The sequence below is a fragment of the Bradyrhizobium sp. USDA3010 genome (genome assembly GCF_056429065.1).
On record NZ_JBWJZD010000013.1, the window covers coordinates 94,097 to 119,973 of the forward strand.

General features: G+C 63.4%; 22 protein-coding genes. 3 read left to right on the forward strand and 19 right to left on the reverse strand.

Annotation, left to right across the window (positions count from 1 at the left end):
* Window positions 1-2: 2 nt before the first annotated feature.
* Genes cofD through AC066Y_RS21090 form a run of 4 tightly spaced genes read right to left on the reverse strand, consistent with a single transcriptional unit; the run spans window position 3 to window position 3,172 of the window.
* Entirely contained in the window at window positions 3-941 is a 939-nt protein-coding gene (gene cofD / locus AC066Y_RS21075; RefSeq protein WP_478275543.1) for a 2-phospho-L-lactate transferase, read from the reverse strand.
* Window positions 938-1,711 (reverse strand): coenzyme F420-0:L-glutamate ligase, encoded by a 774-nt coding sequence (gene cofE / locus AC066Y_RS21080; protein WP_478275544.1) that lies wholly within the window; start codon window positions 1,709-1,711, stop codon window positions 938-940. Before cofE ends, cofD begins: the two co-directional genes overlap by 4 nt.
* A 3-nt stretch (window positions 1,712-1,714) precedes the next feature.
* Window positions 1,715-2,374, reverse strand: coding sequence for an NADPH-dependent F420 reductase (gene npdG, locus AC066Y_RS21085; RefSeq protein ID WP_478275545.1), 660 nt, complete (start codon window positions 2,372-2,374; stop codon window positions 1,715-1,717).
* 21 nt (window positions 2,375-2,395) lie between these two features.
* Complete coding sequence (locus AC066Y_RS21090) at window positions 2,396-3,172, reverse strand: LamB/YcsF family protein (protein ID WP_478275546.1); 777 nt, start codon at window positions 3,170-3,172, stop codon at window positions 2,396-2,398.
* A 255-nt stretch (window positions 3,173-3,427) separates the two neighbouring features.
* Between AC066Y_RS21090 and AC066Y_RS21095 the strand changes: the two genes are divergently transcribed.
* Complete coding sequence (locus AC066Y_RS21095; RefSeq protein ID WP_478275547.1) at window positions 3,428-4,615, forward strand: diaminopropionate ammonia-lyase; 1,188 nt, start codon at window positions 3,428-3,430, stop codon at window positions 4,613-4,615.
* A gap of 139 nt (window positions 4,616-4,754) precedes the next feature.
* Here AC066Y_RS21095 and AC066Y_RS21100 read toward each other — a convergent pair whose 3' ends face one another.
* From AC066Y_RS21100 to AC066Y_RS21135, 8 genes are all read right to left on the reverse strand, one after another.
* Window positions 4,755-5,513: a GntR family transcriptional regulator gene (locus tag AC066Y_RS21100; RefSeq protein ID WP_212316333.1), complete on the reverse strand. Its 759-nt coding sequence runs from the start codon at window positions 5,511-5,513 to the stop codon at window positions 4,755-4,757.
* Between the two features lie 53 nt (window positions 5,514-5,566).
* Window positions 5,567-6,787: a xanthine dehydrogenase family Fe-S subunit gene (locus AC066Y_RS21105; protein WP_478275548.1), complete on the reverse strand. Its 1,221-nt coding sequence runs from the start codon at window positions 6,785-6,787 to the stop codon at window positions 5,567-5,569.
* Window positions 6,784-7,623, reverse strand: a complete 840-nt coding sequence (locus AC066Y_RS21110) for an FAD binding domain-containing protein (protein WP_478275549.1) — start codon at window positions 7,621-7,623, stop codon at window positions 6,784-6,786. The genes AC066Y_RS21105 and AC066Y_RS21110 overlap by 4 nt, the downstream gene beginning before the upstream one ends.
* Window positions 7,620-10,046 carry a xanthine dehydrogenase family protein molybdopterin-binding subunit gene (locus AC066Y_RS21115; protein WP_478275631.1) on the reverse strand — a complete coding sequence of 809 codons (2,427 nt, stop codon included), beginning with the start codon at window positions 10,044-10,046 and terminating at the stop codon, window positions 7,620-7,622. The genes AC066Y_RS21110 and AC066Y_RS21115 overlap by 4 nt, the downstream gene beginning before the upstream one ends.
* Window positions 10,047-10,202: 156 nt before the next feature.
* Window positions 10,203-11,480 (reverse strand): ArgE/DapE family deacylase, encoded by a 1,278-nt coding sequence (locus AC066Y_RS21120; RefSeq protein WP_478275550.1) that lies wholly within the window; start codon window positions 11,478-11,480, stop codon window positions 10,203-10,205.
* 37 nt (window positions 11,481-11,517) lie between these two features.
* Window positions 11,518-12,471, reverse strand: a complete 954-nt coding sequence (locus AC066Y_RS21125) for an LLM class flavin-dependent oxidoreductase (RefSeq protein WP_478275551.1) — start codon at window positions 12,469-12,471, stop codon at window positions 11,518-11,520.
* Between the two features lie 27 nt (window positions 12,472-12,498).
* Window positions 12,499-13,269, reverse strand: coding sequence for a CoA-transferase subunit beta (locus AC066Y_RS21130; protein ID WP_478275552.1), 771 nt, complete (start codon window positions 13,267-13,269; stop codon window positions 12,499-12,501).
* The gene (locus AC066Y_RS21135; protein WP_478275632.1) at window positions 13,262-14,182 is read right to left on the reverse strand and encodes a CoA transferase subunit A; all 921 of its coding nucleotides are present in this window, start codon (window positions 14,180-14,182) and stop codon (window positions 13,262-13,264) included. Before AC066Y_RS21135 ends, AC066Y_RS21130 begins: the two co-directional genes overlap by 8 nt.
* Window positions 14,183-15,011: 829 nt before the next feature.
* Between AC066Y_RS21135 and AC066Y_RS21140 the strand changes: the two genes are divergently transcribed.
* Window positions 15,012-15,797 (forward strand): acetamidase/formamidase family protein, encoded by a 786-nt coding sequence (locus tag AC066Y_RS21140; protein WP_478275553.1) that lies wholly within the window; start codon window positions 15,012-15,014, stop codon window positions 15,795-15,797.
* Window positions 15,798-15,872: 75 nt separating this feature from the next.
* Here AC066Y_RS21140 and AC066Y_RS21145 read toward each other — a convergent pair whose 3' ends face one another.
* From AC066Y_RS21145 to AC066Y_RS21175, 7 genes are all read right to left on the reverse strand, one after another.
* Window positions 15,873-16,856 (reverse strand): TRAP transporter substrate-binding protein, encoded by a 984-nt coding sequence (locus AC066Y_RS21145; protein ID WP_478275633.1) that lies wholly within the window; start codon window positions 16,854-16,856, stop codon window positions 15,873-15,875.
* 141 nt (window positions 16,857-16,997) lie between these two features.
* Window positions 16,998-17,726 (reverse strand): class II aldolase/adducin family protein, encoded by a 729-nt coding sequence (locus tag AC066Y_RS21150; protein ID WP_478275554.1) that lies wholly within the window; start codon window positions 17,724-17,726, stop codon window positions 16,998-17,000.
* A gap of 102 nt (window positions 17,727-17,828) precedes the next feature.
* A complete protein-coding gene (gene ilvA / locus AC066Y_RS21155) occupies window positions 17,829-19,376 on the reverse strand; it encodes a threonine ammonia-lyase, biosynthetic (RefSeq protein WP_478275555.1) in 1,548 nt (515 codons plus the stop codon).
* A 378-nt stretch (window positions 19,377-19,754) separates the two neighbouring features.
* Complete coding sequence (locus AC066Y_RS21160) at window positions 19,755-20,945, reverse strand: M24 family metallopeptidase (RefSeq protein ID WP_478275556.1); 1,191 nt, start codon at window positions 20,943-20,945, stop codon at window positions 19,755-19,757.
* Window positions 20,946-20,963: 18 nt separating this feature from the next.
* Window positions 20,964-22,376, reverse strand: a complete 1,413-nt coding sequence (locus AC066Y_RS21165) for an MFS transporter (RefSeq protein WP_478275557.1) — start codon at window positions 22,374-22,376, stop codon at window positions 20,964-20,966.
* A gap of 18 nt (window positions 22,377-22,394) precedes the next feature.
* Entirely contained in the window at window positions 22,395-23,186 is a 792-nt protein-coding gene (locus AC066Y_RS21170; RefSeq protein ID WP_478275558.1) for an alpha/beta fold hydrolase, read from the reverse strand.
* 11 nt (window positions 23,187-23,197) lie between these two features.
* Window positions 23,198-24,817, reverse strand: a complete 1,620-nt coding sequence (locus tag AC066Y_RS21175) for an FAD-dependent monooxygenase (RefSeq protein ID WP_478275559.1) — start codon at window positions 24,815-24,817, stop codon at window positions 23,198-23,200.
* A 110-nt stretch (window positions 24,818-24,927) separates the two neighbouring features.
* On the opposite strand from AC066Y_RS21175, the gene AC066Y_RS21180 reads away from it, so the two are divergent.
* Window positions 24,928-25,824, forward strand: a complete 897-nt coding sequence (locus AC066Y_RS21180; protein ID WP_478275560.1) for a LysR family transcriptional regulator — start codon at window positions 24,928-24,930, stop codon at window positions 25,822-25,824.
* Window positions 25,825-25,877: the final 53 nt, after the last annotated feature.

Consider the following 25,877-nt stretch of genomic DNA (forward strand, 5'->3'; position numbering starts at 1 on the left):
GCTCAGCTGTTTAGTCGATCAAGAAATCGAAGGCACTCGCGTGCCAGTTCAACGCGCTCATCCTTCGAGCGCATGATCGTGTTCGTCACATGCACGGGAATGCCGATCGCATCGGCGTCGGCCTGGTCTTCGCGATCCATCACCAGACCGTCGAGGAAGCCATAGTGCCTGACGATCGAGGCGCAGTTCGTCGCGACGCCGAGCTCGTTCATGATCTTTGCGGTCGGCCCCTTGATGGGGCGGCCGCCGACCAGCGGCGAGATTGCAACGATGGGAGCCTCGGTCGCATCCAGGGCCGCCCGGATACCGGGTACAGCCAGGATCGGATCGATGCTGAGATACGGGTTCGACGGACAGACGATGACGGCATCGGCGGCGCCGATGGCCCGCAATGCGGCGCTGGTCGCCGTTCCACCGCTGGAGCTCTGGAATTCGATCTTACTGACCTCGGGCCGCGCCTGCAGCTCGACGAAATAGCGTTGAAACGCGAGCTTCTGATCGGCCGTCACGACGATCGTCGCAAACGGATCGTCCGTCATCGGCAGGATGCTCGCCTCAATGCCGAGATGCGATGCAATCCTGCCCGTGAAATCGGTCAAGGTCACGCCGGCGCTCAGCGCGCGCGAGCGCAGGACGTGCATGGCAAGGTCGCGGTCTCCCAAACGAAACCATGTCTCGCCGTTCAGGCCGCCGAGCGCCTCCATGAAGTTCCAGCTTTCGCCGGCTCGTCCCCAGCCACGCTCTTCGTCGGCAAGCTCGCCCAGCGTATAGACGACCGTGTCGATGTCCGGCGAGATCGTGAGGCCGAGATGCTCGAAGTCGTCGCCTGTGTTGACGATGACGGCGAGCTTGGCGCCCAGCAGGCGATTGAGACCATAGGCAAGCTTGGCGCCCCCGACCCCGCCGCACAGCGCAACAACGTTGAGGTCAGCGCCACTCATCGGAACATGTCCTGGCTCTTGGGTCGCGCGAGCGCAGCTGCAGGTGAAACCGGTCCATCAAGCGTGAGGCCACGGACGAGGACGATCGGCATGCCCTCGCCCGCTTGCCCCATCAGGAGCGAGGCGGCGCCGGCGATCTCATCGGCGATGGCGATCTCGGTGACGCGCATCGCCCGGCCGAACATGTCGGGGACGCCGATTTGGCTCAGCAGCGACGGAATGCCCGCAGCGCCGATCGCCACGCCGACGACACCATTGCGCCAGGGACGGCCAAAGCTGTCGTTGATGATGATTCCAAGATTGAGGTCGCCGGCGGCGTCCAGCGCGCCCCTCAGCCTCTGCGCGGATCCGTCGGGATCTTTGGGCAGCAGCAGGACGCGCTCCTCGCCTTCACGGTGCTCGATGTTCGATTGATCGATGCCGGCGTTGGCCATGACGAAGCCGAGCCGGTGCGCGGCGATGACGACGTTCGGCCGCGTCTTGACGACCTCGGAGGATTCGCGCAGCACGACCTCGAGGAAGCGCGGGTCCTTGCCGACCGTCGCCGCGAGTTCGATCGCCTGGGGGGACGGCTCGACGTCGCTCAGCCGAACGTACCGCCCTTCCGATTTCGAGACGATTTTCTGCGCAATGACGAGGATGTCACCGCGCTTGAGCTCGAGAGACATCCCGGCGAGGCTCCGCCTGATGAGCGCGGCAAGATCCTCGCCCGGCTCGACGCGCCGAATGTCCTGCACGGCGATGTATTCGACTCGCGTCCCCACAGGCATGGATCAGGTACCCGGGCTAGTGGACAGGCCGGTGATGCGGATGCCGGCGCCGGGCACCTTGTAGCGCCGATTGATCCCGATCAGCACGGATGTCAGCGCCTCGGCGGCCGCCGAGTTTGCCAGCACGCCGCCGTCGATGCCGGCGGATGCGACTTCATTCGCGAGACCGATGACGATGTCGCGCGCCGCCTTGTCGTCGCCAAAGACCAGAACGTCGCAATCCGCCCGGCTGCCCTGATGCAGCTTTGTCGCGCCCACATTGTGGAAGGCGGAGACGACCCGCACGCCGGGCCCGAGCAACTGCTGCGCGATCTGCGCGGCCGAACCTGCCGGCGGAAGCTGGACGACGGACACTTTCGGCGGCACCAGCGGCACTGCGGCATCCACGACGATCTTGCCCTGAACCACGTCCTTGACTTCGTTCAGCGTCGCATCATGGCTCGCGAACGGCACGGCAACGACCACGATGTCGGCAGCCCGGGCGGCGGCGGAATTGTCGTCACCCGCGACGTCGCCGGTCATGGTCTGGGCCGCGCTCCTGGCCTTCTCCGCGGAGCGTGAACCGAGAATGACTTTGTAGCCCGCCGCAAGCCAGCATTTCGCGAGGCCGGATCCCAAATCGCCGGTTCCTCCAAGGATGGCAATTGTCGGTTTCGTGTTCATGTCTCGGTGGCCTTTCCGGGATTAGTCGAGGGGCATTTCGGTGAGCGGCACGAGCTTGACGCCGGCCTTCTCGAGGCCCTCCCGCACCGCACGCGCCGTGGCGACGCCCGTCGGCTCGTCGCCATGGACGCACAGCGAGTGGACCTTGCATTTGATCTTCTTGCCGTTGCGGGAGGTGATGGTGTTGTTCAACACCATATCGAGCACCTGTCGTGTGGCGACCGTCGCGTCCTTGATCACGGAGCCCGCGATCTTGCGCGACGTCAGATTGCCGTCGTCGTCGTACTGGCGATCGCAGAAGCCCTCGATGGCAACCGGAAGCCCGAGCTTGCGGCCGGCCTTCTCCATCTCGGACCCAGCGAGAGCCACATAGATGATGCGCGGATCGACGGCCTTGATGGCGCGGCCGATGGCAAGGGCGTATTCGGCATCTTCGGCAGCCATGTTGTTGAGCGCGCCGTGCGGCTTGAGGTGGGTAACCCGCTCGCCTTCGTAGGCCGCCATCGCCTGCAGCGCGCCAATCTGGTAGGCGACCATGTATTCGAGGTCATCGGGGCGCATATCGATGCGCCGACGTCCGAAGCCCCAGAGATCGTTGAAACCGGGATGAGCACCGATCGTGACGCCGAGGCGCTTGGCTTCGCGCACGACGTTGCGCATCACCCGCGGGTCACCGGCGTGAAAGCCGCAGGCGATATTGGCCGATCCGATGATCTGGAGGATTCCGGCATCGTCACCGACGTCGTAGGCGCCGAATCCTTCGGCCATGTCGGCGTTCAAGTTGATCGATATGGTCATCCGTCACCTCGTCTGCTTGAGTTATAATGTCCTATCATTGGTAAGACAATCTCTTTTGCAAACCATTTTTCCCGTTTTTCCGAAGACCGTTTTGGAGCGGCGACAGCAAGCGGCCGTTTCACGAGATCCGCATTGAACTATCATCCCAATGATAGTATGTATCTCCAATCCTGGCAAGCTACGCTGCCCGACGATGACACGTCCGATCAGCGGCGGCAGCTCCCACCAAACAGCTCATCGCGAAGGCCGGTTCGAATGTTCCTGTCGAATACAAGTTCATCTCACGACCAACCACTTGACCCGGCGGATGCCGCCACGCTGGCGCGTGAAGAGGCGAGCGAAGTCGAGCGCTTTCTCGCCTTCCGACCGAACCACGCGGAAACGCCGCTGCGATCGCTGCCGGCGCTCGCCCGCGAATTCGAGGTGAAGTCCATCCATATCAAGGACGAATCGCATCGGCTCGGCCTCGGCAGCTTCAAGGCTCTGGGCGGATCCTACGCCGTCGTCAGGCTACTGCTGGAGCATGCCGGCAACAAGCTGGGCCGCGCGGTGGATATCAGCGAGATCGGGACGCCAGCGATACGCGAGATCGCGCGCAGCCTGACGGTCGGCTGCGCCACCGATGGAAATCATGGGCGATCGGTCGCGGCCGGCGCGCAGATGGTCGGAGCCAAGGCGGTCATCTTCGTGCATTCCGGGGTCACGGATGAGCGCGTGCAGGCGATTGCCCGCTTCGGCGCGGAAATCGTGCGGGTGCCCGGCACCTACGACGACTCCGTCGCGGTCGCCGACAAGGTCTGCCAGGACAACCATTGGATCGTCGTCTCTGATACGTCCTGGCCCGGCTACGAGCGCATCCCCGGACTGGTCATGCAGGGTTATACGGCGATGCTGAACGAGATCCTCCGGCAGCAGCCGGAGGCGCCCACCCACGTCTTCATCCAGGCCGGCGTTGGCGGCCTCGCGGCCGCGGTCGCGGGTTACTTTGATGTCGTCTTTGGCAAGAGCCGGCCGACATTCGTGGTCGTCGAACCCGAACGGGCTGCGTGCCTCTATCAAAGCGCCATCGCGGGCGCGCCGATCAAGATCGCCCATGGCGAGCCGACGATCATGGCGATGCTGGAATGCTACGAGCCTTCTCTGGTTGCCTGGCGCATCCTGTCGCGGAAGGCGGACGCATTCATGATGGTCGGCGAAGAGGATGCCGCGGCAGCGATGCGCCGCCTCGCGCATCCGACGGGCGATGATCCAGCCATTGTGGCCGGCGAAAGTGGCGCAGCTGGATTGGCCGGCCTTTGGCGCGCCGCCAAGAGCAGCGCCGCGCGTGAATCGCTGGGCTTGAACCAGGCGTCGCGCGTCCTGCTGGTCAACACTGAAGGTGCGACCGACCAACAGCGCTACACGGAAATCGTGGGCGCTTCGCCGGCCAGCATCCTCGCCTAGAGCATTTTCGGTTCTGATTACATCAGAACCGAAGCTCTAGATTCTTGTTTTGACGCGTTTTCTTCACTCGAACCGGTGGCCACTTCGCTCGAAAACGCTCCAGCGCGGCCTCGGAGCGGGCCTTGCGCCCGCTCGTTCGTCAGGCCTTCGTTCGCTTCTTCGATTTTTCGAGAAGGTCGGAACGGAGCGCGAAGCAACTACGATGATAGTGGATATTGGCGACGTAGACGGCGATGTCGTTGCTGTCGACCAGCACCAGGCGACAATCGGCCGTTGGTTCGCCGAGGCCGATCTTGAGCAGTTCAGCCGTTTCGGGATCGGCCACGCCGATCGTCACGACCTGATGAGCATGGGCGAGCGTTATGTCGTCCATCTCCATGATCTTCGTCAGCGCGGCCGTGTGGGTGAAGCGCTTGCGATCCTTGAGGTAGAGGTTGCGCGCCAGATGGAGGTTGACGACCGAAAACGGCTCGTCCTCGTTGTATTGCACGCTTCTGAGAAACGCGTAGCTGGCGGCGGGCCGGCCTTCATGCGCGGCGAGCCGGGGCGGATCCGCATTTTCCTCGACATAAACGCGCTTGAGGACGTTGTTCCTGACGGAATCGACCATCGACTCGAAATCGTTGGCCAGGTTCAGCCAGTGACGATTCTTGGGTCTTCCGGACACGAACGTCCCGCGTCCCTGCTGCGCGTCGAGGAGCCCCTCGTTCCGCAACATCTCGATCGCCTGCCGGATCGTAACGCGCGCGACGCCGAATTCGGTTTCGAGCTCCTCGATGGTCGAGATCTTGTCGCCCTCTTGCCATCGCCCGGACTCGACCCGTTGGCGCATGACCGATGCAACCTGCACGTAGAGGGGGACCCGACTGCGCTCGTAATTTGGGACTACCTTATTCATGATAGTAAGATAGTCCATTTCATCGCCAAAGGCGAGTTTTTATCGCCGAACAACTAGGATCGTCGCAAGAGCCATCGAAGCGATCGTCTCACATAATCCAACGCCATCGAGCGCATGAGCGCGCCGGCGTCGAATTCCCTGACCATGGCCGGCTCGCCCTCGCCTCCACCCGATCGATGGGAGAGCCGCGTCTCGAGGTTCTGGACAAAGACAGCGATGATTCGTCCGGCCATATCCTGGATCAGGCCGGAGCGGCTGAACTGCGCCAGTGCCCCGGTCAAGGTGAAGCCAATGCTGAGATCGACCTTGGTTTGGTTCTCCACGTCACCCGGCTTGACGGCATAGCCGATCAAACCGCGGGTTGACGAGTTACTGCGCTTGTCCTTGCCTGCACCGACAATCGTGCCCGTGCGGCTCGCATCATCGCGCGTCACATCGGCGATGCCTTGAAATTCGGCAGAGATCGGCCCGACCTTGATCTTGATCTGACCGTCGACGTGCCCGTCGACCGGCTCTCCGGCCAACGATGCGCCTGGCAGACAGGCGGCGACCGCGCCGATGTCGGAGAAGAAATTCCAGACGTCATCGACTGGATGCCCGACGGTGAAGCTCTGCGTGAACGTCGTTTGCGGCTTCCAGCTCGTATCCCTGAGCGAGGCCGCCGCCGCTGCCGGAGCTTCCGCCTTTTTCGCCGTTGGTGCGGCGTTTGCCTTGGGCCGAGCCGCAGCCGCGGTCACCGCGGTCGCATTGCCGGAGCCCGAAGGCCCAAGACGCGTCCGGTTTCCGTTTGGAATCGCCGCGATCCCTCGCCCCCTGCGGTCTGCGATCACACCCTGGATGGCGCGGACGATGCCGACATAGCCGGTGCAGCGACAAAGGTTTCCGCTCATGGCCACGCGAATATCGCGCTCGCTGGGGTCCTGCATGCGCAGCACGACATCGCGCGCCGACACAACCATCCCCGGCGTGCAATAGCCGCATTGAAGGCCGTGTTCCCTCGTGAAGGCCGCGCGCAACTCGCGTGTGATCTCGTCGTCGTCGAGCCCCTCGATCGTCGTGACGTCGGCCTGTTGGCAGGCCAGCGCGAAGGTGATGCAGGAGCGCGTGGGCACACCATCGACAAGCAATGTGCACGCGCCGCAGACGCCGTGCTCGCAGCCCAGATGGGTGCCGGTCAGATTGAGCTTCTCGCGGAGAAAGTCCGCAAGATGCGTCCGCGGCTGGATCTCCGCGCTGACGGCGCTCCCGTTGACGTTGAGGTTGCAGATGCTCATTGCGGCCGTGCCTGCTCGATCGCGCGGCGCAGCGCGACGACATGGGTTTGCTTGTCCAGGGGGTCGACCATCCCTGCCTTCTCCAGAATTTCGTCGACGGCCCCGCCGTTGAAATTGTCGCTCAGACGCGGCGCGCGGCCGTCGCCGATCACATTGCCTGCCTTGGCAATGACGATCGGGCGGCTCTGCGTCGCGCCGATCACCGCACGGCTGACGCCGCGATCGGGGTCGGTCATGAAGGCGCCGATCGCGTGGGCAAATTCGCCCGTCTTGCGGCAGCTCTTGTAATAGCCCCAGCGCGCCGATTTGCTCAGTCGCGGCACCACGACGCGAACGAGAACTTCGCCAGGCTGCAGGTCGGCCTCAAGCGCGCCGACCATGTAGTCCTCAACGGCCACGGTCCGCTCTCCAGCCGGGCCGCGCAGCACGACTTTTGCCCCAACTGCGGCGAGCATCGAGTGCCAGTCGGCGGACGGATCGGCATGCGTCAAGCTTCCGCCGATGGTGCCGCGATTGCGCACCGCGCGGTATGCGATGCCATTGGCCACCGTCGGCAGCGCACCGCGCGTGACGTCGGTGACGCGAAGGTCCTCGATATCGGCATGCGTGACGCAAGCCCCGATCGAGATTTCGTCCGCGCCGTCACTGAAGCAACGGAGCTCTTCGATCCCGGTCAGATCGACGATCAGATCAGGCTGCACGAGCCTGAGGTTCAACATCGGCCCGAGCGACTGGCTCCCGGCCATCATCTTGACGGTTCTACTGTCGTCCGCGATGAGCCTGATCACTGCATCGACCGCATCGGGGCGCGCATAATCGAAATTGACAGGTTTCACGCCGGCAACCCTTCCGCAAGTTCGGGCGCCTTCGCCTTGCGGCTCTCGGCTGCGGCCCGAATGGCCTCGAGGACACGTCGTGGCGTCATTGGTGTGTGCAAGACCTGGGCTCCAAGAGGCCGCAATGCATCATTGACCGCATTGCCGATTGCGCCGGGAGGCGCAATGGCACCGCCCTCGCCGATACCTTTGACACCGAACTCCGTATATGGCGCCAACGTCTCCATGTGGCCAAGCTTGGGTGCCGGCACCTCGGTCGGGCCCGGCAGCAGATAGTCGGCAAAGGTCGATGCGAGCGGCTGCCCCGACGTGTCAAAGTTCATTTCTTCATACATTGCGGTGCCGATGCCTTGCGCCAGCCCGCCATAGATTTGCCCGTCGACAACCATGGGATTGATCAGCTGGCCACCGTCTTCGACGACCACATAGTCGATCAGCTCGATATCGCCCAACTCCGGATCGACAGCGACCACCGCGATATGGGTCGCGTAGCTGAACGTGCCGGAATCGCGCGCCGGCTTGTAGCCGATGGTGACCTCAAGGCCCCTCGGATCGACAGTTGCCGGCAGATCCTGCGGCCTGCGGTACCAGGTGTGCGCAATTTCATCGATCTTCACGCTGTTGGACGGACCAACGACCGCGCCGTTCTCGAGCTTGACGTTCTCGACCTCCGTCTGCAGCAGATGCGCGCCAATCCCCTTGATGAGCTTGGCGAGCTCACGCGAGGCGGTCGCGACCGCGCCGCCGGACATCACCGCGCAGCGCGATCCCCAGCTGCCCGTCGAGTAGGGCGTGTACTCGGTGTCGCCGTGAACCAGCTTGATGCGCGCGATGTCGATGCCAAGGATCTCGTGCGCGACCTGCGGAAGCGTGGTCTCCATGCTCTGACCGTGCGAATGCGCGCCGATGCGCAGCTCGAGGCCGCCGTCGGGAGTCATCCGCGCGGTCGCCTGTTCGTGTCCCGGAACCATCGGGATGCCCCAGCCTGCGTAGACCGACGTGCCGTGCGCGCCCTGCTCGCAATAGACTGACAGCCCGACCCCGATCAACCGACCGTCCGGCTCGCCCCTCTTCTGGCGTGCGCGGAGGCCAGCCAAATCGATCTTTGCCAGAGCCTGCCGCAGCGATTCCGGATAATTCCCGCTGTCAAAATGTTTCTTGGTGATGTTGTCGAACGGCATCTGCTCCGGCCGTACCAGGTTCTTGAGCCGCACCTCGTACGGCTCAAGACCGCATTCGTATGCGATGGCGTCCATCATCAGTTCGATCGCATAGCAAACGCCGGTGCGGGCAACGCCGCGGTAAGGCAGGATCGGGCACTTGTTGGTGGACACCGACCATGTGCGGCAGCGATAGGATGGGAAGTCGTACGGTCCGGGCAGGATGCTGGCGATCTGCGCAGCCTCCAGGCATGCCGAGAACGGATACGACGAATAGGCGCCGGAATCGACCGAGGCCTCGCACTCGACGCCGCGCAATTTCCCGTCGCGATCGGCATAGACGGTGATGTTGTAATGATGCTCGCGGCAATTCGCGCCTGCCGTCAAATGCTCGCGGCGATCCTCGATCCAGCGCACCGGATAGCCGCAGCGCATGGCGAGCCAACCAAGACAGACATCCTCCGTCAGCACGATACCCTTGTAGCCGAAGCCGCCGCCGACATCGGGCGAGACGATGCGGATCTTCAGCTGATCGAGATTGAGGCATTCCGACAGGCCGTTGCGCACGATGTGCGGTTGCTGATTGCCGGTGTAGAGGACGAGCTGGTCCATCCGCTTGTGCCAGACGGCAACCGTGCCGCGGCCCTCCATCGGCGCCATGCTCTGTCGCGCGGTCGATATCTCGCGCGTGATCTTGATCGGAGCGTCGTAGGCCGCTTCCATGTTGATGTCGACAAACGTCTCGAGGAAGACATTGTCGCCCCACTCTTCGTGCACCAGGGCCGAGCCCGGACGGCGCGCCAGCAGCATGTCATGCACGGCCGGCAATTCCTCGAAATCAACTTCGACCGCAGCCGCAATGTCCTCGGCTTCCGCGCGGGTATCGGCGACGCACATCGCGATCAATTCGCCGACCTGACGGACCTTCTCGAACGCGAGGATCGGCTGATCGGAAGGCTTGAAGCCCGGCAGTCCGGACACAGCGCGAATGGGACGCGTATCGGCCGCGATATCCGACGCAATGAACACGCTGCCGCGGAGATGCGGCGGGATACGGATGTCCTTGATCCGCGCATGTGCAAGCGGACTACGGACGAACGCAACGTCGCGCATGCCGGGCAAACGAATATCGCCGACATATTCGCCTCGTCCGCGGAGAAAGCGATCATCTTCCTTTCGGGGAATGGAAGCTCCAACGCCCTGCTTTGCCACTCCGTCTCCCCTCTTGTCGTCCGTGTCCGGAGCGATCGACGGCTCGAACATCAAATTCATTCTATTATCGCAAAGATAGCATCACCAGGATTGAGCGTCGAGTCTCGAGAACCCTCCCGCATACGACAATAGCGAGTTCGCACCACCGACGCCGCCAAAAAAGGGGCCCAAATCATGGACCCCTTCCCGATCGATCCGGCCCCTTGATTACTTGGTTGGGGCGGAATTGCACCAGTCGTAGATGCTGAGCGCCATGACCTTGATGGCCGTCAGATAATCATCGATCGACACATACTCGTCGTTCGCATGCATGACCGCCGTCGAGCCGGGTCCGAAGATCACGGTCGGCGTATTCGCGTACTTGTTCAAGAACCGCGTATCCGCGGCACCCTGGCGCCCCGAGATCGTCGGCTTCTTGCCGGTCACTTCAGTATAGACGTCGCAGACGGTCTGCACGATCGGATGCTGGACCGGAATCTCCGAGGCTTCGGCGTCGTAGCCGACGAACTTCACCACGGGCGGATGGTCCTTCATCCAGGGATCCTGAGCCGCAACTTCGGCGATCTTCTTGACGAGGCTCTGCTTGACGCCCTCATGGTCCTCGCTCGGAACCGTGCCGATCGATCCCTTCAGAACGGCGCTCGCCGGGAAGGCGCTCGGATAGTTGCCGGCCTGGAAGCTGCCGATGATGCAGGGCAAGGAGTCGATGGCGCTCGGATAGAGCGCGTGCTTGACGTTCGCAACGCGCTCGTCTTCCAGCTCCTGCACGGCCTTCACGATCTTGTTGCCGAGCTCAATGGCGCTGATGCCAAGGTAGCGCTGCTGGATACCGGCGGGCTTGCCTTCGATGTCGATCTGGAACCAGATACGCCCGATGCAAGCCGGCTGCACGAACAGGTCGCTGGTCTCGCCGGAAATGCCGGCGTCCGCCTTGTATCCGCGGATGACGGTGTCCAGCGTGCCGTGTCCGCTGACTTCCTCGTCGATGACGATGTTGATCATGACATCGCCCTTCGGAGTGAGCCCAAGCTCCTTCAAGTACTGGACCGCGAGCACGTGGCTGGCAACGCCGCTCTTCATGTCGCACGAACCGCGGCCATAGATGCGCCCGTTCTTGATCGAGGCCGACCACGGATTGTCGCTCCATCCCTCGCCGTTGCCGACGGGGATCACGTCGGTATGACCGTTGAGAAGCAGCGAGCGGCCACCGCCGGTGCCCCTCAGAGTGGCAACGATGTTGGGCCGGTTCTCGTAGCCGCGGTCGACCGGGCGATAGCCGGGATGCTTCTTCAGCTGGTCCCAATTGGTCTCCCACATGTCGACCTCGAGACCGACCTCGGTCAGGTAGCCGTGCATGTGCTTCTGGATCGCGGCTTCGTCGCCGGTCACGCTCGGGATCGCGACCATATCCTGGAGGAACTTGATCGCGTGATCTTTCGAAGCGTCGACCTTGTCGAGGATCTTCTTGCGTACGGGGTCAGTCATCTGCTTGTCGCCTGTGTTGAGCGTTTTTCCGGTTTCGTTACTTGGCGCGCAGGCGCGGGATGATCTCACGCGCGATGGTCTCGACCTGGTCCGCCTGATACTTGTACGGAACGAAGATGATCTTCTGGACGCCCAGCGCGATGTGCTCGCGAAGCTGGGCGACGCACTCATCGACCGAGCCCATGATGGCGCTCTCGCGGCTGCAGTCGCTGTGAGCCGGGAAATCCCACTCCTTGTTGAGCCAGTCCATCATGTCGGCTTCGACCGCCTGCCGCGATTTGCCAATCATGATCGGCAGCTGCGAGGCGTTCTTCAAAATCGACGGATCCTTGCCGCCCTCCTTGGCGAAGTTGATGATCTTGTCCCAGGACTTCTTGAAGTCGGCAGGACGATAGAAGTAGGTGAGCCAGCCGTCTCCGTTCAGAGCGGCGCGCTTCAGCACGGGATCGGCGTATCCGCCGATCAGCAGCGGAATTTGCGGCTGCGCCGGCTTGGGGTACATCACCGCCTTCGAAATGTTATGGCGCATGTACTCGCCGGTAACCGACTCTTCGGTCCACAGCCGGCGCATGATCTCAAGATTTTCATCCATGATCTTGCCGCGCTTCTCGAAGGGAATGCCGAGCGCGTCGAACTCGCGCTTGTACCATCCGGACGCCATGCCCATGATCAGGCGGCCGTCGGACAGCTGATCCATGCTCGAGAGCTGCTTGGCGAGCGCCACCGCGTTGCGGAGCGGCAGCACCAGGATGCCGGTGCCCATCTTGATCCGCTTCGTGCGCGCGGCAATGCCCGTCAGCGTCGTCAGGGAGTCGATGATCGGGAAGTTCGGATCCACGCCGAGAAGCATGTGATCCCAGACCCAGACTGAATCGTAGCCGAGCTCCTCGACCCGAACGCCATACTCGACGAGCGCCCGGGCGTTGGGCATTTCGGGATAAGCGGTGAAGTTGCGCGCGGCAATACCAAACGTGTTGGCAAGCGTGGTCATCAATAGATCTCCGGACTTGGTGTAGCTTTAAGCGGTGAAGAGACGGTCGGGATCGAGCATCCGCAGCGTCTCGAGTTCGTGGTCGGTCGGCGGCGACGTGACGTGGAGCTTCTCGTCGAAGTCGAGCCTGAAGCCGGTATTGTCCTGCACTTCCTCGCGGCTGACGCCGGGATTGAGCGCGAGCACCTTGATGCGGCGGGTTCTGTCGTCGAAGCCGAACACGGCGAGCTCGGTAATCACGCGCCAGATGCCGCCGCTCGGCAGGCCGGAGTCGCGCCGGCTGGTGCCGCCACGGATGAACCCGGGGCTGGTGATGAAGTCGACCTTTTCGACGAAGCGACGCTTCTCGTGCTTCATCGCGACGATCATGTTGGTCAGGCTGGAGATGTCATTGCCGCCGCCGGTACCCGGCAGGCGCGTCTTCGGCTTCGCCGGATCGCCGATGAACGACGAGTTCAGATTGCCGAACTGATCGATCTGGGCGCCGCCCATGAAGCCGACATCGACGTAACCGCGCTGGAGCAGCAGCAAGACATCGGCGCTGCCGAGGACCATGTTGGCGCGCTTGGTGCAGCGCTGGTCATTGGTCGACGGCGGCAATTTGCCCGGCTCGACGAAGGCGCCGACCACGCCGCCCTCGAACAGGATGGTCAGGGCTGGACAGCGGGTGCGCTGGGCCAGGGTTGCAGCGAGCAGCGGCACGCCGATGCCGGCGAAGACCACCTGCCCGTCCTGCAGCTGGCGCGCGCTCAAGATCGCGAGAATTTCGCTTGCGGTGTAGCGCTGCGCCTCAGTCATTATAGATGCTCCTGCCCTTCTGCGTCGCCTCCAACACCTCATCCATGCCGATCAGCGAGAGATATTCGTTCCAGGACTTCGGGCTGTAAAAATAGCGATCGAGATATTCCTGCATGCCCTTCACGGGATCCGCGTTGACCTGCGCGACATAGGCTTCCATGTGCCGCATCATCGGCTCATAGAGGCCGTAGCACTCGTGCGGTGCCGATCCGTAGGGAACCTCGACCACGGCATCGACGCAGAAGAACGGGATCTTGGTCTGGTCCGGCGCGCGCCGGATCTGGTCGTTCGAGACGATCCGCTCGGTCGTGAGGATCACGCTGTTGGCGGCGAGCGCGAGATCGATGTCCATGAATTGCAGGCCGTCGATCTGGGCGTTGCCGTAGGGGTCGCAGCGCTGGACGTGGATCAGCGCGACGTCAGGATTGAGCGCGGGGACCAGCAGCAGCTTCTCGCCGGTGAACGGACAGTCGATCTGCTTGGCTTCGGGACGCTGACCTACGATATCCGACCCCATCATGGCGCGGGTCGGCAGGAACGGAACGCCCATGCCGCCGGCGCGAAAGCGCATGCCGACGGCCATGTGGCTCCATTCCTCGTAGCGCTTGCCGCCATTCTCCACGTGGTGCCGCATCACCTTGGACAGGCCCCAGAGAATCCCCTGGGCGAACCAGCTGGTGACGACGTGGTTCGCGATGCCGGATCCGAACACGAGGTCGCCGTCCGTCGAGACGATGCAGCGCGAAATCGAAAGATCCTTGCGATGCTGACGGATCAGCTCCCAGAGCAGCGCCATCGGCGTGCGGGACATGGTCGACCCGCCAATACCCACTTTCATGCCGTCTTGGACGAAGCCTGCCGCTTCCTCGAGCGACACCACCTTCTCGCGCAGGCTGCGGTCGCGCTGCGCCATCTTCTCTCTGAGCCGCGTGTACGGCTCCACCAGGGTATCCGGCAAAACATCCTCCTTGTCGGCAACCGGCAGCGGCTGAGGAGCGAACCGCAGGCCCTTCCTGCCAATTGAAACTATCGTACTAATGTTAGTCCCATACGTCTAGCAGAATCTTCGCTACAGCCAATCGTGGCGGATACAGCAGCCGCGACATGCCATGGCGAAGCAAGTGGCCATCGAAGGACCGCAGGAGTCCTTGCCGCGGGAGATGAGCTGCTGCGTCCGGTGGCAATTGCTCGGCGCGTCATCGCCGCTCCTTCAGCCGGATGGTTGAGAACGTCCAAATCACCAGGCAACTCGGCAAAGCTGAACCATTCCTTGACGCGAAACAGGCCGAAGCCCTCGAAATAGGCGCTACGGCATCATTGTGCCGCTTGGTGAATCGCAGATCACGAGTCGAACGCGCGAGTTTGCTCACGTCTCAGATGATCCGCGACGGAAGACGACAGGTCGGCTGCACGTGAGACGAGCAGCGCGCACTGTTCCAACTTGACGTCCCGCCTATCACGGTTCCGACTAGCCGCTACGCGAGCGGACGGAACTGCCACATGGTTGACCTGGCCAGCTCAAAATCTCGGCTCGAAGCGGAGGGTATTAGGACCATAAGCCGATAGATAGGATGTCCTGCATCACGGCTCTTGGCACAGATCGTGCTTATGAGCCAACGTCACTTTCGAAAGCGTCGCCATGCAGCGCCCTGCTTCCACAGCGATCACCCGGTTGAAGTGGCCCGCCTGGTGACGCAGCGGGCGCACAGGCGTCAACAAGAACCAACAAGAGAGGATGGACCGTGGAGCATTATCTTACCTCGACACCAGATCATCTTCATTGGGGACTGTGGGATGGTCGGCTCAGTCCCGTCATCAGAATAGCGTCCGGTGATCGGGTGACGATCGAAACGCTATCGGCCGAGCCGGATGAAGCGTTCGATCACGTGAGCGACCTGGTCGAACCGCTTGGCTGCAGCGACATCCCCGCGTCCCACGGAGCCGCACCGCGGCTATTGACCGGACCAATCCACATCGAGGGCGCCGAACCAGGCGACGTGCTCGAGGTTCGTGTCCTCGATGTTCGCCTGCGATCGGACTGGGGTTGGAACATGAGGGCCCCGACGAGCGCTGCGCGGGAAACCTCATTGGACTTTTGCTGCCGGCATGTCCCGCTCGATCGCGCGCGCAATATCGCGCGCCTGCCCTGGGGACGGGAGCTGAGGTTGTCGCCGTGCTTTGGCAACTTTGGTGTCGCGCCGCCGGTGAACTGGGACCCCCGCAAGCCGAACGAAGCGAACGGTTTCAGCGGGCGCATCGACAACAGGGATCTCGGCGTCGGATGCACCGCCTATTTTCCGATCTTCGTCGCGGGCGCACTGTTCTCGGCGGGTCATGGTCATGCGTTGCTGGACGATGGAGCTGCGCACCTCTCCGCCATCGAAACGGCGCTCGCCGGCACGTTCGAATTTCACATTCGCCGCAATCTGCATCTTGCGATCCCTCGGGTCGAGACCGCATCCGGGTCGGCCAGCACATCGACCGTCAATGCGGATGCACCGCAAGGCCGCAGCCAACGTACGAACTAGTGTTGCACGCCGCGCACAGCTCCACGGCTCATCGTCCATGGCGGCTGATCGCGGCCGGCGCGATGCCACCACCGTCTATTGCTGCTGCAACGCCCGCTCGACGATAGCCACGGCTTCCGGAGGAGCCTTGGCCTTCCACATTGCGATGGGTGCCGACGCACCTTGCTCGAGCGCGGCGAGAACGGGAGCCGGCGCCGGCTCTGCGATCTCAACCCCGTTAGCACGCATGCGCGCATAATTCTCGGCCGTGCGATTGGCCAGAAGCTGGAACTGGCTTTGTTCCGTCTCGGCAGCCACCTGCATCACCTGGCGTTGAACCGATTCCGGGAGCGCTTCAAAGGCATCGGTCCGTACAAAGGCAATCGAGATCGGAATCGCGTAGTTGATCGCCGTGAAATGGGTCAGATCCTGCCAGAGCTTTCGGCCGGCCCCGCCGTCGCCCGACGTAAGGATGGCATTCAGCTCATGGCTTCTTACCTTGGCGATTGCCTCGTTGAACGGAAGATACTCCGCCGTTGCACCGACCGCGCGCATCACCTCGGCCGAATTGTAGTCATACGTCCGCGCGGCAATGGATCGCAGGTCCGCCGGCGTCGAGATTGGCTGGACACTCCAGAGGCCGGTGGACGGCCAAATGGTGATGTACAGGAGCTTGAGGCCCTGTGCGGCCAACGCCTTCTCATAGAGTGGCCGCGCGCGCTCGTTGATGGTCCGCGCCGCCTCGATGGACTGGACGACAAACGGCAGCGACGGCAGGCCAAATACCGGATCGGACGCTTCGAGCGGCCCCGCGAATGCGTCGCCACCGGCAATCCGTCCCTCTTGGGCCGCACGCAACATTTCGCCGGAGCTGATCTTCAACTCGTTATCGAACGCATTGCGGACCGTAACGTATCCGTTCGTCTGCGCGGACACGAGCTCCGCGAATTTTGCCAAGCCAAGTCCGGAGATATTGCTTCGAGGATATTCCGTCGCCATCTGCCACGCCACTTGAGCGGACGCAGGTAGGCTGAAGATGACCGTCGACGCGATGAGAAGCGCCGCGATGGCAGAGCGCAGACCGGCCCAACTGGTCGACCAAGGCAAATCAGAATCGGAATCGCGCACCGGATATATCCCGCAGGCACAGTTTGACTTCGATCAGTCTTGCCTATGCTGACGGGGCCGTCAAACATGCCGTCCTAGACCGGCGAGTGCCCGTCATCGCTTGCTGCTACGCCGCTTCTCGGCGCGGCGCGGCACCGCCTTTGCCGTCGCACGGGCCTCGCTCGGCTTTGGCGCCTGCAACCCGTAGGTCGAGAACCCCTTCGCGGTGTCGGCGATCTCCTCGTCGCTCAGGATGATTCGCGAGTCGAGCGCAAGCGAGAGGTAGTATTGCCGCGCGAGGGTCTCGAGCTCGACTGCGAGCCACATCGCCTTGTCGAGATTGGCGCCGAGCGCGATCATGCCGTGATTGGCGAGCAGGCAGCCATTGCGGCCCTCCAGCGCGGCGATCGCATGATCGGAAAGTTCCTTGGTGCCGTAGCGCGCGTAGCCGGCGCAGCGGATGTCGGTGCCGCCGAATGCCGCTATCATGTAGTGGCAGGCCGGGATCGGCTTGCGCGCGATCGCAAGCACGGTTGCATAGGTCGAGTGGGTATGGACGATGGCGCCGACATCGGGCCGGGCGCGCGTGATGTCGAGATGGAAGCGCCATTCGGTGGAGGGCTGCAACGGCCCCTCCCACGTCCCATCGTCGGCCTCGAGCGGCATCGACGCGATCATCTCCGGCTTCATCGAATCATACGGGGTCGCCGAGGGCGTGATCAGCATCCTGTCCTTGTAGCGGGCGGAGATGTTGCCTGATGTCCCCTGGTTGAGACCCGACGCATTCATCCATCGGCACTTGGCAATGATCGCCTCGCGCAATTGTCGTTCCTCACGGGTCATACGGACTGCCTTTCTCTTCAGCACGGATTGCGTGGCGGCTCGCCGATGTCTTGCACCGCCAACCGTCCTCTTTACTCTGGACCAGCGTAGGACCTCGCCGCTTCATCTCTTCTCGGCGGAGAGAAACAGCCGATAGGCCGGATTTTCGCTCTCGTTCCAGTAGGGATAGCCGAGCGCATCCAGCGCCTGAACGAACCGGGCGCGCTCGGAAGGCTTGACCTCGATGCCTGCCAGGATGCGTCCGTAATCGGCGCCGTGATTTCGGTAATGGAACAGCGAAATGTTCCAGTCGGGCGCCAGGCTCTCGAGGAATTTCAGCAACGCGCCGGGACGCTCCGGAAACTCGAAGCGGTAGATCACCTCGTCCTTGAGAAGCGGCGCGCGGCCGCCCACCATGTAGCGCACATGGTCCTTGGCCATCTCGTTCTCGCTCAGATCCAGGATCGGATAGCCCTCGCGGCGGAGCAACTCCATGACTTCCCGCTTCTCGGCCTCGCCGCGACTCAGCGCGATGCCGACGAACAGCTGCGCCGGCGCCGTCGTCTCGGCGAAGCGGTAGTTGAATTCCGTGATGGCCCGCGAACCGAGGATGCGGATGAAGTGCCGATAGCTGCCCGGCTTCTCCGGCACCGTGACCGCAATCAGCGCCTCCCGGTGTTCGCCGACCTCGGCGCGATCGGCAATGGTGCGCAGCCGGTCGAAATTCAGATTGGCCCCGCTGTTGACGGCAATCAGGCTTCCGTCGCTCAGTGCGCCGCGCTCGGCGTAGGCCTTGAGGCCGGCGAGCGCCAATGCCCCGGAGGGCTCGGCAACCGATCGCACGTCGTCGAAGATATCCTTGATGGCCGCGCACATGGCGTCGGTGTCAACGGTGACGACCTCGTCGAGCAGATCGCGGCAGAGCCGGAACGTCTCGGCTCCGACCTTGCGGACCGCGACGCCGTCGGCGAACAGTCCGACCTGATCCAGCGCGACAACGCTGCCCTTGGCGAGCGCCGCCGCCATCGACGCAGCGTCTGCCGGCTCCACGCCGACGACCTTGATCGAGGGATTCAGGAATTTCACGAAGGCGGCGACGCCGGCCGCCAGCCCACCCCCGCCGATCGGCACGAAGATCGCCTCGATCGTATCGGGATGCTGGCGCAGGATTTCCATCCCGACGGTCCCCTGGCCGGCAATCACGTCGGGATCGTCGAACGGATGCACGAAGGTCAGGCCGCGCGCGACCTCGATCTCCCTGGCCTTGGTTTGCGCATCGTCGAACGTGTCGCCATGCAGCACAACGTCGCCGCCCAGACGCCGGACGGCTTCGACCTTGATCGCGGGCGTCGTCCGCGGCATCACGATCGTCGCGGGAATGACGAGCTTGCGCGCCGCCAGCGCCACCCCTTGTGCGTGATTGCCCGCCGACGCGCAGATGACGCCCTGTCTTCGCTGCGCGTCCGGCAGCCTGACGATCTTGTTGTAGGCGCCGCGAAGCTTGAAGGAGAAGATCGGCTGGAAGTCCTCCCGCTTCAGCAAGACGGCGCGCGACAGGCGCTCCGAGAGCCGCGGCATCGGATCGAGCGGCGTCTCGACCGCCACGTCGTAGACACGGGCGGTCAGGATGCGTTGGGCGTAGTCGCGGAGCGCGTTGGCGGCGGTGGTCATCAGGTCGCTTCTGTCGATGGGGAGGCAATCCATATCGGTTGCACCTGCCCATCGTCGGCGCCGACCCGGCGAGCAGACGGCACGGAGCCGCCGCTACATCCAGCTTAAAGCATCGCATGACCGGAGGCTCGAGTGAAGCAAAGACCGCCGGATCAATCCCCTGGCCGAGCGCACATGAAGTCATCTGGGCCGTCGCAGGGGGCGCTGCCAAAATATCGAAAACAACCCCATGCAAAGCAGCCGGCCGCGACCGGGCAACTTGACACGTCGGGCAACTCAGGGATATATTTCTATTGTTCCGAAATTGCCGGCGAACGCCTCCAGCACCGCAGCTGAATCGGTTCCCCAGCCAAAAATGCCGCCCTGGCGTCGACCGCTTCACGCCATGAGACGCGACGAATTCCATTCCCTGCCGTGGTCGCCGGGCGCATCCCAGCCCACCTCGGAGACGAGCAGCGTGTCCTCGAGCTTGATGTAGCCGCGCGCCGGATGCAGCAGCGCGGTTTCGATCGAGATCACCATCCCGCATTCGAGCGGCCGGCCGGCGTCATAGGGCGCGTAAGGTACCGGGCCGGTCGCGGTGAGGCGCGGCGCTTCGTGGCTGACAAGCCCAATACCGTGTGCGGTGAAGTCGAGCACGGCGCGATGCGGAGAGCCTTTGACGGCTGCCTCGCCCGCCGCAATGATGTCGCCGCCCATGGCGCCCGGCCGGATCGCGCGCCGGGCCACCTGCTGGATGTCCTCGACCTGTTGCAGCAACTCGCGTAGCTCGCTGTCGGGCTCGCCCAGAATGCCCGTGCGGCTGAGGTCGCCGATGTAGCCCCGGTAGTTTCCGCCGGAATCGACCGAGATCACGTCGCCCTCTTCAAGACGCTGGTTCGACGGCGCGCGGTTATGGCTCTTGCCCGCGGCAATCAGGCAGTATTCGAAGACGAGATCACGCTGCTGCTCCTCACGACGCAGACGGGCGACGACGTCGTTCTTGGTCATGCCCGGCGCGCAGCTCTTGAGCGTGGCCAGCATCGCATCGACGACCCGTTCGGAAGCCTCTCTGATGAGATCCAGTTCGGCCGGCGACTTTACGGCGCGAAGCCGCTCCAGCGTGAAATGAGCCTCGCGGACCTCGATGTTGCCAAGACCGGCAAGCAGGTGATCCCTGGCGTCGGCCGGCAGGAAGCCGGCCTCGATGCCGACGCACTTGGCGGATCCCCCGAGCTTTCTCACATGATCAATGGCGAGGCCGATCGCATCGATCGTTCCCCATGCGCTCGCTTTAACGATCGGCGCCGATATCCGTCCGAGTTCACGCTCGAACTTCTCCATGCGGTTGCCGATGTAGACGGAATTCTCAGGGTGCCCTTTCTGGTAGACGAAGACAGGCAGATAGCGGCTGGTGCCGATCGCCTCCATGACGTCGAAGAAGAAGAAGCGATATCCGCCGAGCAGATATTGCACATTGTGACGCGAGGTGACGATCAGGATGTCGAGCCCCGCCTCATCCATCAGCCGATCGAGCTTTGCAGTATCGAACGGCGTCGCCGTTGCGATCGTGTCGGGTGCATGGTCCATCGTGAAACTTTCCGTCTTTCACATTGCAGTTTTCGCGGCCAGTGACTTCGATGCACTGCTCGCACCTGCGTTTTCGCCAAACAGAGCCACCGGGCGTCCGTGCGGCTCGACGCCGAGGAACGTAAAGGCGAGTCCAATCAAGAGACCCGCGCCGGCAAGAAAAAGAAACGCCGGCATCACCGCCGAGGCGGTCGCGCTGGGATGCACGACATTGTCCGCGCCGGCGATCAATGCGAGGCACAGCGGCCCGACGATCTTGCCGACCCCGTTCGAGAGCTGGGCAAGGCCGACCGCGCGCCCCGAGAGCTGGACTGGAAATATCTCCGCGGGATAGGGCCCGATGTTCGAAAATCCACCGTCGAAGAACACGGCGCCAATGATCAGGAAGACCAGAAACAGCGGGACCGAGCCGGCAAAATCAGCGTGAAAATAGGCAGCCAGCGCCAGCGAGATCGCGGTGCCATAGCCCATCAACTGGCCACACGGCTTGCGGCCGATCCGGTGCGCCAGAAACGCAAAGCCGGTCCGGCCAGCAACGCCGGCGAGGCTGACATAGATGAACATCTTCGCCGCGTCCTGGGGCGTGACGCCAAGCAGCAACGCCACGATGGTCGGCCCCCACAGGAAGACGCCGTAATTCGCCGTGCTGGCGCCGAACCAGATCAGGACTGTCAGCCAGAAGCGCCGCTGCTCGGCAAAGAGATCGACAAATGTCGCCGGGTTCGCCGCCGGCAGTGTGGGCAGGACAAATGACTCGCCGCCGACCTGATAGAGCTTTCGGATATTCGACTGAGCCTCGCGCACACGGCCCTTGCTGATCAGCCAGCGCGGCGATTCCGGCATGATGATCATGGTCAGAATTGCGAGGATGATCGGCAGGAATCCGACCGCCGCCAGGCCGCGCCAACCGACCAGCGGCAACAGGAAGCTCGCCGTCACCGACGCCGACAGCACGCCAAAGGCGACCGGAACGACCACGAGGCTAGTAACCAATGTGCGATGGCGGGTCGGTGCGAATTCGACGATGGCAGGAACTGCCGCCGCCGCGCCAGCGGCAAGGCCGAAGCCGACGAAAAACCGCAGGATCGCAAACGCCACCCAGCCGTCTTCCGGAATGAACGCGATCGCGCCCGAGGTCAGGCCGCAGAGCAGAACGCCGGCAACCGCCAACGGCTTGCGCCCGAAACGATCGGCGAGGACGCCCGCGGCGAACGCGCCCAGCATTGCTCCGATGCCGGCGCTCATCAGCATGATCGATGTTTGCCCAAACGTCAGGTGCCATTTCGGCGCCAGCACCGACACCAGGAACCCGACCACAAAGAAATCGAAGAAATCGACTACGCCGGAGATGGCGAAGATGATGATCGATAGCCAATAGCGCGTCGTCACCGGCGCTTCGTCGAACGGCACCGCGCTCGCTTGCTCAGCCATGGTTTCCCCCTGTTGTTGTCACGCCGCCTTCTTCTTTGGATTCAGAAATGCCGCCACCGCCTCCGCCACCCGTCCGGGGGCCTGGATCGATGCGACATGGCCGACGTCCGCGATCGTCTTGGTCTCGACGCACGCAAGGTCGCGGGCGAGCGCAAACGTCTCGGCATTCGGGATCAATCGGTCGTCAGCACCCGCGAGCAGCAAGGTCGGGCGATCAAAGCCTGTCAGATCGGCAGCGACGGGCTGCGCGAGCAAGGCGCCACGTCGCGCCTTCTGGCCGTCGTCGCGGTTCGAGCCACGAAAGATGTCGATCAGTTCGGGCCGCGTGCGCAGGTAGTCCGGCGGGAAGAAGTATTCTGCGATCTTCGGCGCGTTGCCGGCGGTGTCCGCGCGATAGGACGCGAGCTTGCGGAAGACCTCCGCGTTGACGTCCAGCGGGCTCCTGTTGACCTTCCAGGTGCTGCTCAGGATCAGGCGGTCGATGCGGCCGGGATGGCGGGCCGCCAGCACTTGCGCGATCAGGCCGCCAAGCGATGTCCCGAAGACATGGGCACGATCGTAGCCGAGCCCTCCGATCAAGGCCGCGGCATCATCAGCCAGGTCGGCCAGCGAATAGGACGGCGGAGGATTCCTGGTGGCGCCGGAATCGCGCTGGTCATAAGCGATCACGGTGAAATCCGCCGCCAGCGCCGGCGCAAGGCCGTCAAACATCGAATGATCGGCCTCGCCGCCATGCAGCAGCAGGATCGGCTCGCCGCGTCCGGTTTTCTCAAACGCCGTGACGACGCAGTTGGATTCGAACGATTGCATGGGAGCCTCCGCTAATGCAGCAACGTCGAGAGCGCGCCGGCCAATTCCTTCGCCGGATCCGACGGCACCCACGGCATCCGCCACGCCACGTGTCCATCAGGGCGCACCAGCACGGCGCCGCGCATGCCCAACTGGAATCCGTCCGCCGGGTCGGCTGACGGCAATTGCTTGAGCGAGAGCGGCAGGCGGGTCTTCTCCGATACCAGCTTCCCTGCCTCCAGCCACTCGCTGCCGAGCGGACCCGTGACGACGGTGAATTCCTTGTCGAACCAGTCGAGCGTCGATTTCTTGCGCGAAGGCTCGAGCCACATATGCGGAAAGCGCGCGCCGGGACGGTCCGTCGGCGTGTAGTAGCGGGAGTTCAGTGCCTTCGCGACGGTGCCATCGGGGATCACCGCGCCCTCCTCGTAATTGTGCCCGAGGTTCTGCCCGATGCTGTGCAAATGATTGTCCATATCGTTGATCCAGAACTTGATCCGGTCCGGATTGCGCGATCGCACGGCGTCGTCTGTCAGCCCAAATCGCAATCTGTTGCCGTAGCTGAAATTGGCATTGGATTGCGCGATCGGGCGGCGCTCGCTGGAATAGGTGTCGAGCAGCTTTTCGTCTGCGCGGCCCTTCAACACGAAGGCCAGCTTCCAGGCGAGATTGTGCGCGTCCTGAACGCCGGAGTTCAGACCGAAGCCGCCGGTGGGCGGAAAGCGGTGCGCGCAGTCGCCGACCAGAAACACCCGGCCCTTCCGAAAGGTCTCGGCCACCTGCATGCTGACGCGCCAGATCGAGCGATTCAGAAGCGTGACATCGAGGTCCGGAATGCCGACATGGCCGCGCGTGATCTCGATGAACTCCTGGTCGGTCCACGGCCGCTCGCGATCGTCCTTGGTCAGGCCGATTTGCGTCACGGTGAGCCAGCGATCCCGGCCGTTGGTGTTCAGGATGCCGGCGCGCGGCAGGTCGGGTCTGTCCGGAACGATGATGAAGCCGGCGGCCTCGCGTGCGATCGGCAATCGCGACAGATCGGCCCGCCAATACTCGTTCGACATCACCGCCAGCGTGGAGGGGCCGACCATGTCGATCCCGGCGCTGCGCCGCGTCTGGCTGCCCGCCCCATCGGCCGCGATCAGGTAGGTCGCCGTCCACCGCGTCACCTCGCCGGTCTTTTCACAACGCGTCGTGACGCTGACGCCGCTGTTGGTCTCCTCGAACGATTCGCAGGCCGTGTTGAACAGAACCGTGGCGTGTTTTGACTTCTCGACCACCCGCAGGATTTCCTCCTCGACGGCGTCCTGGGCGACCAGGCTCTTCCAGGCGGGGGTGTGACCGACATTCGGTTCGGGACGGGTGCGGCCGAACTCGTGACCCGCGATGCTGTCGAGGAACACGAACATGTCGGAGTTGTCCTGCAGGCCGCGGTCGCGGATCGCCTGCTCGATGCCCCACTGCCGGAAGATCTCCATGGTGCGGACCCAGCAGCCGCGCGACTTCGGATGATCTGTCGTCGTCGGGCTCTTCTCGACCACGACGCAGTCGATGCCGAAGCGATCGAGCAGCAGCGACATCGCAAGGCCGACCGGCCCGCCGCCGGCGATGAATACGGACGTCTGGCGTGCCTCATCGGGGGCGATGCCCATCCTCGTCTCTCCTCCGTTTGATCGTTGGGAAGGAGACTGCCCTTTTCTTGGTATCTCACAAGAATATGTTTGATATGGTATCGATCTCGAATCGAGATGGAGCGCCCGTCATGGACCTGCGGCAGATCCGTTATTTCGTCGCCGTCGCCGAGCGTGGCGGCTTTGCCGCCGCCGCGAGCACGCTGAACGTCGCCCAGTCGGCGCTCAGCCGCCACGTCAAGGAACTCGAAGACGAATTGGGCGGCGCCTTGCTCGAACGCGGCGCGCGCGGCGTCTCGGTCACGGAATCCGGCAAGGTGCTGCTCGCGCGCGGGCGCTGGCTGCTTGGGACGATCGACGACATCAAGGCCGAGGTGCGTACGGAAAATCGGGAGCCCAGCGGCACGGTCCGGATGGGCGCGCCGCCAAGCCTCGGCGATATCCTCTACCCGCCGCTTGCCCAGACATTCGTGAAGCAATTTCCGCGCGTGCGGCTCGAGCTCAGTGAAGTCTTGACGGAAAACGCATCCGAACGCCTGCTGCGCGGTGAGCTCGATCTGGCGATCGTGACGACGCCGCCCCCCAACGATCACCTCGACTATGAACTACTCATGGTCGAGCAGGTGTTCCTGATCGGGCCGCCGCGCGATCCGCTGTTGAAGCGCGGCAGACTGACCCGCAAGGAGTTCGACGCCCTGCCATCCGCCGTGGGCCCGCTCAGCCGCAACCCGTTCCCATCGACAATGCTCTGCGCGGTACGGGTCGACAACAGCACGCCGATGAAGCGCATGGTGGCATCGGGCCTCGGCTATGCCCTGCTGCCCTTCTCCGGCATTCACCAGGAAGTGGCTGCCGGCGCGCTATCGGCGGCGCTGTTGCCGTGGATGCGCGCCGACCGCGTCCTGGCATTGCCGCGTGGACGGCCGGTCAGCCGGGCAACGCGTGAAGCGATTGCAACCTTGAAGAAGATCTGCCGCGCCCTGATCGATGAGGGAATCATCCTGACCGCGCCGGCACGCAAGACCTGAGCGCGCAACTCCACGCCAAACGATCTGCTCGTTCCGCGCTGGTGCCCTACGCG

Coding starts and splice junctions, on each gene's coding strand:
- cofD (WP_478275543.1), bottom strand. CDS start 941: ATGAGTGGCGCTGACCTCAACGTTGTTGCGCTGTGCGGCGGGGTCGGG.
- cofE (WP_478275544.1), bottom strand. CDS start 1,711: ATGCCTGTGGGGACGCGAGTCGAATACATCGCCGTGCAGGACATTCGG.
- npdG (WP_478275545.1), bottom strand. CDS start 2,374: ATGAACACGAAACCGACAATTGCCATCCTTGGAGGAACCGGCGATTTG.
- AC066Y_RS21090 (WP_478275546.1), bottom strand. CDS start 3,172: ATGACCATATCGATCAACTTGAACGCCGACATGGCCGAAGGATTCGGC.
- AC066Y_RS21095 (WP_478275547.1), top strand. CDS start 3,428: ATGTTCCTGTCGAATACAAGTTCATCTCACGACCAACCACTTGACCCG.
- AC066Y_RS21100 (WP_212316333.1), bottom strand. CDS start 5,513: ATGAATAAGGTAGTCCCAAATTACGAGCGCAGTCGGGTCCCCCTCTAC.
- AC066Y_RS21105 (WP_478275548.1), bottom strand. CDS start 6,787: ATGAGCATCTGCAACCTCAACGTCAACGGGAGCGCCGTCAGCGCGGAG.
- AC066Y_RS21115 (WP_478275631.1), bottom strand. CDS start 10,046: ATGTTCGAGCCGTCGATCGCTCCGGACACGGACGACAAGAGGGGAGAC.
- AC066Y_RS21120 (WP_478275550.1), bottom strand. CDS start 11,480: ATGACTGACCCCGTACGCAAGAAGATCCTCGACAAGGTCGACGCTTCG.
- AC066Y_RS21125 (WP_478275551.1), bottom strand. CDS start 12,471: ATGACCACGCTTGCCAACACGTTTGGTATTGCCGCGCGCAACTTCACC.
- AC066Y_RS21130 (WP_478275552.1), bottom strand. CDS start 13,269: ATGACTGAGGCGCAGCGCTACACCGCAAGCGAAATTCTCGCGATCTTG.
- AC066Y_RS21135 (WP_478275632.1), bottom strand. CDS start 14,182: ATGGCGCAGCGCGACCGCAGCCTGCGCGAGAAGGTGGTGTCGCTCGAG.
- AC066Y_RS21150 (WP_478275554.1), bottom strand. CDS start 17,726: ATGACCCGTGAGGAACGACAATTGCGCGAGGCGATCATTGCCAAGTGC.
- ilvA (WP_478275555.1), bottom strand. CDS start 19,376: ATGACCACCGCCGCCAACGCGCTCCGCGACTACGCCCAACGCATCCTG.
- AC066Y_RS21160 (WP_478275556.1), bottom strand. CDS start 20,945: ATGGACCATGCACCCGACACGATCGCAACGGCGACGCCGTTCGATACT.
- AC066Y_RS21165 (WP_478275557.1), bottom strand. CDS start 22,376: ATGGCTGAGCAAGCGAGCGCGGTGCCGTTCGACGAAGCGCCGGTGACG.
- AC066Y_RS21170 (WP_478275558.1), bottom strand. CDS start 23,186: ATGCAATCGTTCGAATCCAACTGCGTCGTCACGGCGTTTGAGAAAACC.
- AC066Y_RS21175 (WP_478275559.1), bottom strand. CDS start 24,817: ATGGGCATCGCCCCCGATGAGGCACGCCAGACGTCCGTATTCATCGCC.
- AC066Y_RS21180 (WP_478275560.1), top strand. CDS start 24,928: ATGGACCTGCGGCAGATCCGTTATTTCGTCGCCGTCGCCGAGCGTGGC.